This is a genomic window from Methylobacterium sp. Leaf118 (assembly GCF_920984675.1).
Classification (GTDB): domain Bacteria; phylum Pseudomonadota; class Alphaproteobacteria; order Rhizobiales; family Beijerinckiaceae; genus Methylobacterium.
Genome location: NZ_CAKLBV010000012.1, coordinates 42371 through 54583, shown reverse-complemented (window position 1 = coordinate 54583; position 12213 = coordinate 42371). Strand labels below are relative to the sequence as shown.

9 protein-coding genes are annotated in these 12213 nt (G+C 68.4%); 6 read left to right on the top strand and 3 right to left on the bottom strand.

The window, feature by feature from the left end; translation table 11 throughout:
- The first annotated feature begins 42 nt into the window (after positions 1-42).
- The 3 genes from LW587_RS07555 (at position 43) to LW587_RS07545 (ending at position 6264) form a co-directional block, all read left to right on the top strand.
- Positions 43-969: an ABC transporter ATP-binding protein gene (locus tag LW587_RS07555; RefSeq protein ID WP_232628977.1), complete on the top strand. Its 927-nt coding sequence runs from the start codon at positions 43-45 to the stop codon at positions 967-969.
- A gap of 10 nt (positions 970-979) precedes the next feature.
- Complete coding sequence (locus tag LW587_RS07550; protein ID WP_232628976.1) at positions 980-1741, top strand: ABC transporter permease; 762 nt, start codon at positions 980-982, stop codon at positions 1739-1741.
- Positions 1742-2274: 533 nt separating this feature from the next.
- Positions 2275-6264, top strand: coding sequence for a beta strand repeat-containing protein (locus tag LW587_RS07545; RefSeq protein ID WP_232628975.1), 3990 nt, complete (start codon positions 2275-2277; stop codon positions 6262-6264).
- Between the two features lie 717 nt (positions 6265-6981).
- Here the strand turns inward: LW587_RS07545 and LW587_RS07540 are convergent.
- The gene (locus LW587_RS07540; protein ID WP_232628974.1) at positions 6982-7746 is read right to left on the bottom strand and encodes an alpha/beta fold hydrolase; all 765 of its coding nucleotides are present in this window, start codon (positions 7744-7746) and stop codon (positions 6982-6984) included.
- Between the two features lie 206 nt (positions 7747-7952).
- Here LW587_RS07540 and LW587_RS07535 point away from each other — a divergent pair, with 206 nt between their 5' ends.
- Positions 7953-8798: an FkbM family methyltransferase gene (locus tag LW587_RS07535; RefSeq protein WP_232628973.1), complete on the top strand. Its 846-nt coding sequence runs from the start codon at positions 7953-7955 to the stop codon at positions 8796-8798.
- Here LW587_RS07535 and sfsA read toward each other — a convergent pair.
- Positions 8755-9501 (bottom strand): DNA/RNA nuclease SfsA, encoded by a 747-nt coding sequence (gene sfsA, locus LW587_RS07530; RefSeq protein WP_232628972.1) that lies wholly within the window; start codon positions 9499-9501, stop codon positions 8755-8757. The two genes, LW587_RS07535 and sfsA, sit on opposite strands and share 44 nt — an antisense overlap.
- Positions 9502-9584: 83 nt before the next feature.
- Between sfsA and LW587_RS07525 the strand changes: the two genes are divergently transcribed.
- Together LW587_RS07525 and LW587_RS07520 are read left to right on the top strand one after the other, a co-directional pair.
- Complete coding sequence (locus LW587_RS07525; RefSeq protein ID WP_232628971.1) at positions 9585-10337, top strand: competence/damage-inducible protein A; 753 nt, start codon at positions 9585-9587, stop codon at positions 10335-10337.
- A 93-nt stretch (positions 10338-10430) separates the two neighbouring features.
- Positions 10431-11285 (top strand): formate/nitrite transporter family protein, encoded by an 855-nt coding sequence (locus LW587_RS07520; protein ID WP_232628970.1) that lies wholly within the window; start codon positions 10431-10433, stop codon positions 11283-11285.
- 6 nt (positions 11286-11291) lie between these two features.
- On the opposite strand, the gene LW587_RS07515 is transcribed toward LW587_RS07520, so the two are convergent.
- Positions 11292-12206 carry a bestrophin family protein gene (locus LW587_RS07515; RefSeq protein ID WP_232628969.1) on the bottom strand — a complete coding sequence of 305 codons (915 nt, stop codon included), beginning with the start codon at positions 12204-12206 and terminating at the stop codon, positions 11292-11294.
- Positions 12207-12213 lie beyond the last annotated feature (7 nt).

Genomic DNA, 12213 nt, shown 5'->3' with positions numbered 1-12213 from the left:
GGGATGGGCGGTTCGTGAGGCACCGTCACATCCCGGATCGCGATGCCGCCGATCGTCTCGATCGAGAACCTGTCGAAGGTCTACGCCTCCGGCCTCCACGCCCTGCGGGCCGTGAACCTCGCCATCGGCCGGGGGGAGATCTTCGCCCTGCTCGGGCCCAACGGGGCCGGCAAGTCGACCCTCATCAACACCGTCTGCGGCCTCGTCACGCCGAGCGAGGGCCGGGTCCGGGTCGGCGGCCACGACATCCTCGTCGATTATCGCGCCGCCCGCCGGATGATCGGCCTGGTGCCGCAGGAACTGACCACCGACGCCTTCGAGAAGGTCTGGGACACGGTGAGCTTCAGCCGTGGCCTGTTCGGCCTCCGCAAGGACCCCGCCCATATCGAGCGGGTGCTGAGGGACCTCTCGCTCTACGAGAAGCGCGACAGCCGCATCATGCAGCTCTCCGGCGGCATGAAGCGGCGGGTGCTGATCGCCAAGGCGCTCGCCCACGAGCCGCAGGTCCTGTTCCTCGACGAGCCGACCGCGGGCGTCGACGTGGAGCTGCGCCAGGACATGTGGCGCCTCGTGCGCCGCCTGCGCGACCAGGGCGTCACCGTGATCCTGACGACCCACTACATCGAGGAGGCCGAGGAGATGGCCGACCGGGTCGGCGTGATTCGCAAAGGCGCGATCATCCTCGTGGAGGACAAGGTCGAGCTGATGCGTAAGCTCGGCAAGAAGCGCCTCACCCTGCATCTCGCCGAGCCCGTCGCCGCCCTGCCGGAGAGCCTCGCCGGCCACGACCTGACGCTTACCGCGGGCGGCACGGAGATCGTCTACACCTACGACACCAAGGGCGCGCGCACCGGCATCACCGGCCTGCTGGCCGACCTTGCCGCGGCCGGCATCGGCTTCACCGACCTCGACACCAGCCAGAGCTCGCTGGAGGAGATCTTCGTCGATCTCGTCCGCGAGCACGCCTGAGGCTACCCGCATGAACCTGCCGGCGATCCTCGCGATCTACCGCTTCGAGATGGCCCGCTTCTGGCGCACGGCGCTCCAGAGCATCGTCGCTCCGGTCATCGCCACCTCGCTCTATTTCGTCGTATTCGGCGCGGCGATCGGCGCGCGGATGCAGACGGTGGACGGCATCCCCTACGGCGCCTTCATCGTGCCGGGGCTGATCATGCTCTCGCTCCTGACCCAGAGCGTCTCCAACGCCGCCTTCGGCATCTACTTCCCGCGCTTTTCCGGCACGATCTACGAACTCCTGTCGGCGCCGATCTCGCCGCTCGAGACCGTCATCGGCTATGTCGGGGCGGCCGCCACCAAGTCGATCGTGATCGGACTCATCATCCTGGGCACCTCGGCCCTGTTCGTGCCGCTGCATATCCAGCACCCGGTCTGGATGCTGCTGTTCCTGCTCCTCACCGCGATCACCTTCAGCCTGTTCGGGTTCGTGATCGGCCTGTGGGCGGACGGTTTCGAGAAGCTCCAACTCGTCCCGCTGCTCGTGGTCACGCCGCTGACCTTCCTGGGGGGCAGCTTCTACTCCATCGAGATGCTGCCGCCGTTCTGGCACACGGTGAGCCTGTTCAACCCGGTGGTCTATCTGGTGAGCGGCTTCCGCTGGGCCTTCTTCGGCAAGGGCGACGTGGCGCTCGGCATCAGCCTCGCCGCGACCTTCGCCTTCCTCGCCCTCTGCCTCGCCCTGGTGACGTGGATCTTCCGCACCGGCTATCGGCTGAAGAGCTGACGCGGAGCCCAGCTCGACGCGTTTCTTCGCGTGACGCACGGGTTCTGCGCCCGTGTGCCTCAGGCGTCGTTGCCCCCCGGTCGGAATCGCGACGGCGGGTCTGGGCGCGTCGCTGTCCGGCATTCTCTCGGGTGGCGAGGCCGAGCGTGCGGCCGACCACCCTACGTCCCGGCCCGGGCCGATCCCGCTCGGCTCCCCCTATGGTTGAGACGGGTACGGATGCCTGCACATGCAGATCTCCCCCAGTTGAAAACCATCTCTCGCTGCCTGGAAGCGCCGACATCGGGTTGATCGCGGCCTCTCTCCAGACAAGGACGCGGCGGCGCGACCACAACTTGTGTTGACCTCCGGATCACGCGCGCCGCTCACAGCCAAGACAACAGTCCGAACAAGACGCCAAAAGTCATGCGATACGTTCCCCGTGCAGCAATCACTGATTTGATTTGGAATGCAACGCAGGCGCATGATAGGTCTAGGCGACACGCTCACGTAAAAACCGGACAATGTCGGTTCGGCTCTGGGGAGGGCTTCACGTGGCCGACGATTTTCGCAACACCTACAATGGTGCCGGCGCCCTCGGCAGTCTGACGCCCGGCGCCACCGCCACCGGCACTCTCGAAGTCGCGAACGATGAGGACATCTTCGCGATCGATCTCGTTGCCGGCCGCACCTACACGCTCACCATGCAGGGTGCCTCTTCGGGCTTCACCCTCGCCGATCCCTCCTTCTACCTGCGTGATCAAGTCGGCAGCGCCGTCGGCTTCTCGCGGGGCCTCGGCGGAACCAGCACCGACGACGCGCTGACCTTCACGGCGCGCACGAGCGGCACCTACTACGTCGACAACTTCGGCGGCGGCGGCACCGGCAGCTACCGGCTGCTGGCCGATCCCGGCTTCATCGACGATTACCGCGACAGCTACGACGACGCCAACGAGGCGCTGGGCAGGCTGACGCCCGGGAGCACCGCCACCGGCACTCTCGAAGTCGCGAACGATGAGGACATCTTCGCGATCGATCTCGTCGCCGGCCGCACCTACACGCTCACCATGCAGGGCGCCTCCTCGGGCTTCACTCTTGCCGAGCCGTCCTTCTACCTGCGCGATCAGGCCGGCAGCGCCGTCGGCTTCTCGCGGGGTATCGGCGGAACCAGCACCGACGACGCGCTGACCTTCACGGCGCGTACGAGCGGCACCTACTACGTCGACACCTTCGGCGGCGGCGGCACCGGCACCTACCGGATTCAGGCCAATTCTGGCTTCATCGACGATTACCGCGACAGCTACGACGACACCAACGAGGCCCTGGGCAGTCTGACGCCGGGCGGGAGCGCCACCGGCACGCTCGAGATCGCCAACGATGAGGACATCTTCGCGATCGATCTCGTCGCCGGCCGTACCTACACGTTCACCATGCAGGGCGCCTCCTCGGGCTTCACCCTCGCCGAGCCATCCTTCTACCTGCGCGATCAGGCCGGCAGCGCCGTCGGCTTCTCGCGGGGCCTCGGCGGGACCAGCACCGACGACGCCCTCACCTTCACGGTGGACACGAGCGGCACCTACTACGTCGACACCTTCGGTGGCGGCGGCACCGGCAGCTATCGGCTGCTGGCCAGTTCCGGCTTCAACGACGATTATCGCGACACCTACGACGACCCCAACGAGATCCTGGGTAGGCTGACGCCGGGCGGGAGCGCCACCGGCACGCTCGAGATCGCCAACGACCAAGACATCTTCGCGATCGATCTCGTGGCCGGTCGCACCTACGCGTTCACCATGCAGGGCGCCTCCTCGGGCTTCACCCTGGCCGAGCCGTCCTTCTACCTACGCGATCAGGCCGGCAGCGCCGTCGGCTTCTCGCGGGGCATCGGCGGAACCAGCACCGACGACGCGCTGACCTTCACCGCGACCACGAGCAGCACCTACTACGTCGACACCTTCGGCGGCGGTGGCACCGGCACCTACCGGGTCCTGGCCAGTTCCGGCTTCAACGACGATTACCGCGACAGCTACGACGACACCAACGAAGCCCTGGGCAGCCTGACCGCCGGCGGCACCGCCATCGGCACCCTCGAACTCGCCAACGACCAGGACATCTTCGCGATCGATCTCGTCGCCGGTCGCACCTACGCGTTCACGATGCAGGGCGCCTCCTCGGGCTTCACCCTGGCCGATCCCTCGTTCTACCTGCGCGACAAGGAAGGCGGCGCCGTCGGCTTCTCGACGGATGCCGATGGGGCGAGCACCGACAATACGCTCGTCTTCAGCGTGACCACCAGCGGCACCTACTACGTCGATGCCTTCGGCGACGGGAGAACCGGCACCTACCGGATCCTCGCATCGGCGGGCACCACCACTCCCGACGATTACCGCGACACCTACAACGATCCGTCCGAACCGCTCGGAACCCTCAGCGCGGGCGACACTCGGACCGGCCGAATCGGCGCCGCAGGAGACCGGGACGTGTTCGCCATCGCCCTCACGGCGGGGCAGACCTACAGCTTCGACCTCGTCAGCACGGCCAATGGCGGGACCGCCCTGGACAATGCCTACCTGCGATTGCTGAACGGCTCCGGCACCCAGATCCTCGTCAACGATGACTTCAACACGACCAACGCGCACCTCACCTTCAAGGCAAGCACCGGCGGGACCTATTATCTCGAGGCGAAAAGTGCGACCGCGACGGGCACCGGACACTACGCGATCTCCGCCAGGACCGGCTACGACGACCTGCGCAACACCTATAACGGCGCCGGCACCCTCGGCGCGCTGACGGTCAACGGATCGCTCTACGGCACGATCGAAGCGGCCGGCGACCGGGACATCTACAAGGTCGTCCTGACGGCCGGGCAGACCTACAGCTTCGACCTGTTCAGCTCGTCCAATGGCGGCGCGGGCCTCGACAACGCATACCTGCGCCTGTTGAACGGCTCCGGCACCCAGATCCTCGTCAACGACGACTTCAACGCGACCTACTCGCATCTGACCTTCAAGGTGGTCACCAGCGGGACCTATTATCTCGAGGCGAAAAGCGCGACCACGACCGGCACCGGAAACTACCGGATCTCGGCCAAGACCGGCTACGACGACCTGCGCAACACCTATAATGGGTCCGGCACCCTCGGCGCGCTGACGGTCAACGGATCACTCTACGGCACGATCGAGCTGGCCGGCGACCGGGACATCTACAAGATCGCCCTGACCGCGGGAGAGACCTACAGCTTTGACCTGTTCAGCTCGTCCAATGGCGGGACGGGCCTCGACAACGCCTACCTGCGCCTGCTGAACGGCTCCGGCACCCAGATCCTCGTCAACGACGATTTCAATGCGACCTACTCGCACCTGACCTTCAAGGCGACCACGAGCGGCATCTACTATCTCGAGGCGAGAAGCGCGACCACGACGGGCACCGGAAACTACCGGATCTCGGCCAAGACCGACTACGACGACCTGCGCAACACCTATAACGGCGCCGGCACCCTCGGCGCGCTGACGGTCAACGGATCACTCTACGGCACGATCGAACGGGCGGGCGACAAGGATCTCTACAAGATCGTCCTGACGGCGGGAGAGACCTACAGCTTCGACCTCGCCAGTTCGACCAATGGCGGCCTGAGCCTCGACAATGCCTATCTGCGCCTCCTGAACAGCTCGGGTACGAAGATTTTCGTGAACGATGATTTCAATTCGACGAATTCCCACCTCACCTTCAAGGCGGCCACGAGCGGCACCTATTATCTCGAGGCCGGCAGCGCGAATGCGGGCGGGACAGGCAACTACCTGATCGCGTTCGAGACCGGCTACGACGACCTTCGGGACACCTCTAACGGCGCCGGGACGCTGGGGACCCTCGCGATCAACGGCGCGCTCTACGGCACGGTCGAGACGGGCAGCGACAAGGACGTGATCGCCGTCACGCTCGCGGCGGGTCAGAGCTACACCTTCGATGTCGCCGGATCCACGAATGGCGGCGCGGCCCTCGCCGATGCCGCGCTGAGCCTCTCCAGCAGTTCGGGCACGCTTCTGCGGTTCAACGACGACTTCAATTCCTCGAACGCGCGCGTGACCTATACGGCGACCACGGCCGGCACCTACTATCTCGAGGTGAAGAGCGCCACGCCGACGGGCACCGGCAGCTATCTGATCACGGCCAAGCGTGGCTTCGACGATCACGCCGATACGATCACCGATCCGGCCTCGCCCCTCGGCGTCCTGACGATCGACCAGAACCGGATGGGAACGATCGAGACCGCGGGCGATACGGACATGTTCCAATTCAACCTCGTGGCCGGTCACAGCTATGCCCTGAAGGCGACCGGCGGGAGCTCCAGCGGCGTGTTGCAGGACGGCGAGTTGCATCTGTTCAACAGCGCGGGGACGATCCTCGCCTACAACGACGATGCCAACGGCACGCTCAATCCCGAAATCCAGTTCACCGCGACGACGACGGGGGTGCATTATCTCGAAATCGGCGGCGTGAAGACCGCCACCGGCACCTATCAGCTCGGCGTATTCGATCTGGCGTGAGCGAGCCCGGCGACGGCCTCGGCCCGGAAGGGCAGGCGGCTCCGCGCGCCGGCACGCTCGCCGGCATTCTGGCGAAGCTCGCTCTCGCGGCCTTCGCGGATTCGGAGTGAAGCGATCTCGCCCCCTCGAAGGCGGACGACGAGGAGGACGACCCATCAGCGGCCGGCGAGGACGGGCCCGCTGCCCTGCGCGACTGGCTTGGCGCGCGGATCGGGCCCGAGCGCGTGACAACCCTCGCCGCGGATGAGCCGGATTCGACGGCCTTCGCGGCCCGGATCGAGGCACGGGGGAGTGCCGGCGAGGCGTAGTGGGCCGGGCATCCGACCCTGCGGGCGATCGCCGACCGCCTCGCGGCCCACCGCCCGCCGGGGCCGGAAACGTGGAATCACCGCCGGTTCCGGATCGCGAGGGTCGGGCCGCTTACCGAGGCCCGCGTCCTGACCCGGGGGCCGGAGCCCTTTCCCGAGGCCGCCGCGATCACGCCGCTGCTGCGGACCCTGCGCCACGAACAGGCCCGGGCCGACCCCGAATCTCGGCCTGTGGTTCTCCGCCGCGCTCGGCCGGTTCTGCGACGGCCGCATCCTGCCGCGGTTCGATGATCAGGGCCGCCCGGCGATCGAGGGTGCCCCGGCGCCTCCCGACGCGGCGCGGGCCGATCTGGCCCGGGCCCCGCGGCCGGCGCGATGGGTGCCGGTCTGGCTCGCCGCGCCGGGCTGATCAGGGCCGCTGCGCCAGAAATTCCAGAACGCCCTTGCGGTGCAGCCGGTCGCCGACCGCCGTCCCGTGGTCGCGGCCCGGCAGGTCGAGGGCGCGGGCATTCGGCATCAGCCGGGCGAGTTCGGTGCCCGAGCCCGCCACCGTGTCGAGGGTGCCGACCGAGACCAGCGTCGGCGTGTCGATGGCCGAGAGCTCGGCCCGCGACAGGGTCTGGCGCGAGGAGCGGATGCACGCGGCCAGGGCCCGCAGGTCGCTCTTGGTCTGCTCGGCGAAGGTGCGGAAGCTCGCGGCCGTCGGGTTCGGCGCGGGCGCTCCGGGCGGGGCGTCGAGCGCCTCGGCGATGCCCTGCGGCAGGCCGTGCCCGTCCACGAGATGGAAGCCGAGCCCGCCGATCAGGAGCGAGCGCACCTCCGCCGGGTGGTCGAGGGCGAGATGGGCGGCGATGCGCCCGCCCATGGAATAGCCCATCACGTCCGCCCGCGCGATGCCGAGATGGCGCAGCAGCCGCAGGCCGTCGCCGGCCATCAGATCGGCGCCGTACGCGGCGGGATCGTAGAGCTTCTGGCTCTGGCCGTGGCCGCGATTGTCGAGGGCGATGACGCGGTAGCCCGCCTCCGACAGGAACTTGACCCAGAGCGTGTTGACCCAGTTCACCGCGTGGTTCGAGGCGAAGCCGTGGATCAGCAGGATCGGATCGCCCGTTCCTCCCTGAGCCGGCACGTCGATAAAGGCGATCTCAACGCCGTCGGAATCGAAGCTCTGCATGGGGTCGTGTCATCGGGCGCCCGCGCGCCGATGTCAAAGGTCCCGCAGGCTTAGACAGCGACACGATGCGCGGTTTGGTCCATCCTTCGGCCCGCGATCCGGCCCGCGATAGCTTGGCTCACGGCCGGGCCGATCGTCTCGGAACGGCAGCGCGGAAGCAGGCCCGACTTGCCGCCGCCCTGCGGGGCTGGCATCACCCCGGCACGATGACGGATTCCTCGCCCTACGGCACCTACGCCCCGACCGGGCTCGTCGCCCGGATCGCCGCGCGCACGCAGCGGCTCAACGAGCATTCCTGGCGCGGCCGGCGAATGGCCATGCTGCTGCGCCGCATCGCGATCTCGATGCTGCGGGGCAAGCCCCTCGACGTGGTGCGCTACGGCGCGCGGATGCGGCTGCATCCCTACAACAACAACTGCGAGAAGAAGGTGCTCTTCACCCCGCAGTTCTTCGACGCCGAGGAGCGGGCGCTGCTGCGGGAGCGCCTGCCGGAGGATGCGGTGTTCCTCGATGTCGGCGCCAATATCGGCGCCTACGCGCTGTTCGTGGCGGGCTTCACGGGCCCCCGCGCCCGCATCCTGGCGGTGGAGCCGCAGCCCGACGTGTTCGACCGGCTGATCTACAACATCGGCCAGAACCCGTTCGGCACCGTCAAGGCCATCGCTTGCGCGGTGGCCGACAAGGCCGGCGAGCTGACCCTGTTCATCGATCCGCGCAACCGCGGCGAGTCGAGCGTGAAGATCGTCGGCACCCACAAGAACGCGGCCATCCGCGTGCCCGCGGTGACGCTGCTGGACCTCTGCCGCTCGGAAGGGATCGCACGCATCGACGCGATCAAGCTCGACGTGGAGGGGGCCGAGGATCTGATCCTGGAGCCGTTCCTGCGGGAGGCCCCGCCGACGCTGCGGCCTGCGCTCCTCATCGTCGAGAACGGCACCGACCAGTGGCAGATCGACCTGCCGGCCCTCCTCGAAGGCTACGGCTACCGGATCACCACCCGCACCCGGCTCAACCTCGTGTTCGAGCGGGCGGCGGAACGGCACCCGGCGTGAGGATCGGCACCGGATCGGCGATCGCCACGCCCTCCGGCCCGACCCGGCAGCGATAGGCCCGGGCCTCGACGCCCGCGGCCAGCGCGGCCCGAAACGCCCGGTCGAAAACCGGGTCGATGTCGCGGGCGACGTCGAAGACCTCCGCCTGCATCTGGATCACCACGATCAGCATGGCCCGGCCGCCCGCGGCCACGACGCCGGCCAGTTCCTCCATGTGCCGGGCCGAGCGGGCGGCCTTGCAATCGGGAAACTCGGCGAGGCCGGCGCGCCGCATCAGGTGACAGTTCTTCACCTCGACATGGCAGTCCGGCTGCCCGCCGCCGCTCGCCAGGAAGTCGACCCGGCTCGCCTTGCCGTAGGCGACCTCGGGCCGCAGGGTCTCGTAGCCGGCGAGCGGGCCGAGCCGCCCCTCGCGAAATGCCTCCGCGACCAGCGCATTGGGCCGCGCCGTGTTGATCCCGACCCATTGCGGCCCGCCGGACAGGTCCGCCTCCACCAGCTCCCAGGAAAAGGGCAGCTTTCGCGCGGGGTTGGTGGAGGTCGAGAGCAGCACCCGCGCGCCCTCCGTGTTGAGGCCGAGCATCGCGCCGGGATTGGCGCAATGCGCCGTGACGAGGCGCCCGTCGGGCAGCATCACGTCGGCGAGGAAGCGCTTGTAGCGCCGCACCAGACGGCCTTCGATCAGTTCGGAGGGGAAGCGCATGGGCGACACTCGTGCACGGGAGCCGCGTCGCTTTCGCCGATCCGCGCTCTAGCTTCCACCCGTTCTCACGCCGCAGAGGCCGCATGTCCGAGGAATCCCAAGAGATCACCGCCGCGATCCTCGTCATCGGCGACGAGATCCTGTCGGGCCGCACCAAGGACAAGAACATCGGCGCCATCGCCGATGTGCTGACCGAGATCGGGGTGGACCTGCGCGAGGTGCGCATCGTGCCCGATGTCGAGGCGGAGATCGTCGCGGCCGTGAACGCCTTGCGTGCCCGCTACACCTACCTGTTCACCTCCGGCGGCATCGGCCCGACCCACGACGACATCACCGCCGACAGCGTTGCCAGAGCCTTCGGCGTCGGGATCGACGTGGACGAGCGCGCCCGCGCCATGCTGCTGGAGCGGCACCGGCCGGAGGACCTGAACGCGGCGCGCCTGCGCATGGCCCGCATCCCCCATGGGGCGGACCTCATCGCCAATCCGATCTCGAAGGCGCCGGGATTCCATATCGGCAACGTCTACGTGATGGCGGGCGTGCCGCAGATCATGAACGCCATGCTCGACGCGATCCGCCCGACGCTGACCGCGAACGCGCCGGTGATCTCCGAGACGATCGAGGCAGGGGCGATCCCCGAGGGCAATTTCGCGAGCGACCTCTCGGCGATCGCGGCCCGGCACGGCAACGTGTCGATCGGCTCCTACCCGTCGATGACGCCGGAGGGGTTTCGCAACCGCATCGTCGTGCGCGGGCGGGACGCGGACGCCGTCGAGGCCGCCCGCGCCGCGATCACCGCGATGCTGGACGGGCTCCGCCCCGCCAACCAGAGATAAAATTCCCCACAACCGGGAGCACGAGAGCGATCCTGCACGTTGGGATGGACTTCGGGAACGGCCAAGCCACGGCCGTCCATCGCGCGAGGGCCCATGTCCGAGCAGGAACACCGCAGCCAAGGGGACGCCAAGCGCGAGGAGGACGACCGGGAGGTCGCCAAGGGCCATCGCCCCGATGCCCTCGTCCTGCACGAGATCATCCGCCGGGAGGGCGAGGACGAGTTGCAGCGCACGACGCTCGCCCTCTCGCTCTCCGCCTTCGCGGCCGGCCTGACCATGGGGTTCTCGCTCATCGTGCCGGGCGTGCTGAAGGGACACCTGCCGCACGAGCCCTGGGCCGACCTCGTCATGAGCATGGGCTACTCGATCGGGTTCCTCATCGTCGTGCTGGGGCGCCAGCAGCTCTTCACCGAGAACACCGTGACGCCGATCCTGCCGCTCCTGACCGAGCGGACCATGGCCTCCCTGATCAAGGTGGCGCGGCTGTGGGGCATCGTGCTCGTCGGCAACATCCTCGCCACCATCGTGATCGCCTCGGTGCTGGCGCATACCGACGCGTTCAAGCCGGAGGTCCGCGCGGCCTTCGCCGAGATCAGCCATCACACCATCGAGGACCCGTTTTGGACCACCGTCATCAAGGCGGTGTTCGCGGGCTGGCTGATCGCCCTGATGGTGTGGATCCTGCCGGCCTCGGGCTCGGCGGCGCCGTTCATCATTCTGCTGATGACATCGCTCGTCTCGATGTGCGGCCTCGCCCACATCGTCGCCGGCTCGGTCGACGCCTATTATCTCGTCGCCATCGGCGAGATCGGCTTCGGCACCTACCTCACCGGCTTCTTCGTGCCGACGCTGCTCGGGAACGTGCTCGGCGGCGTCACCCTCGTCTCGGTGCTGAATTTCGGGCAGGTCGCCCCCGACATGGAGGGGCATAGCCGCGGCGGGGCGTGACGGGCCTCAGCGGAGCATGAAGCGCTCCGGCTTCGGCGCTTCGAGCCGCGTCTCGCCCAGGGCGTCGAGGGCCGGTGTCGCGGCGGCGTGCAGGAGCGTGTCGAGGGGCAGGTCGTTGGCGTCGGTGCCGAAGGGCTCTTCCAGTTCGTCGCCCAGGGCGTCGAGGCCGAAGAAGGCGTAGGCGACCAGGGCGGCGACCACCGGCGTCGACCAGCCGAGGGAGCCGGCGAGTCCGAACGGCAGGAGCAGGCAGTAGAGCCAGGCGGTGCGGTAGAGGAGCAGCGTGTAGGCGAAGGGCAGCGGCGTGCCGTGGATCCGTTCGCAGGTCGCCTGGATCGCCGAGAGGCTTGCGACCTTCTGCTCCAGCGTCGCGAAGGTGACCTCGCCGATCCGTCCCGCGCGCAGGGCGCCCGCGAGATCCCGGGTCAGGCCGGCCAGCGCCGCGTCGGCGGCGCTCGGGCGCTCCGCCAGGGCGTCGGCCTCCTCCGGTGGCAGCCAGGCGAGGGCGGCCTGGGTCTCGTCGAGCCCCCGCAGCCGCGCATGCAGGGCATGGGCGAAGCCGACCGTGCGGCGCAGGGCGCGGCGGGCCAGGGCCTCGTCCTCCGGCAGCAGGGCCGGCAGCAGCCGGGCCAGCGCCCGCATCTCGACGATCAGGGTGCCCCAGGCCCGGCGCGCCTCCCACCAGCGGTCGTAGCAGGCGCCGTTGCGGAAGCTCAGGAAGATCGACAAGGCGAGGCCGACCAGGGTGAAGGGTCCGATCCCCGCCGTCACCGGAAACCACACGGCGTGACGCTGCTCGACCGCGACCACGAGGCAGGCAAGCGCCGAGATCGTGATCACCTTGGGGGCGACCTTCGGCAGGATCGAGCCGCGAAGGGCGAACAGGATGGTGAGGAGGTTGGGCCGGGGGCGGACGATCATCGGTTGG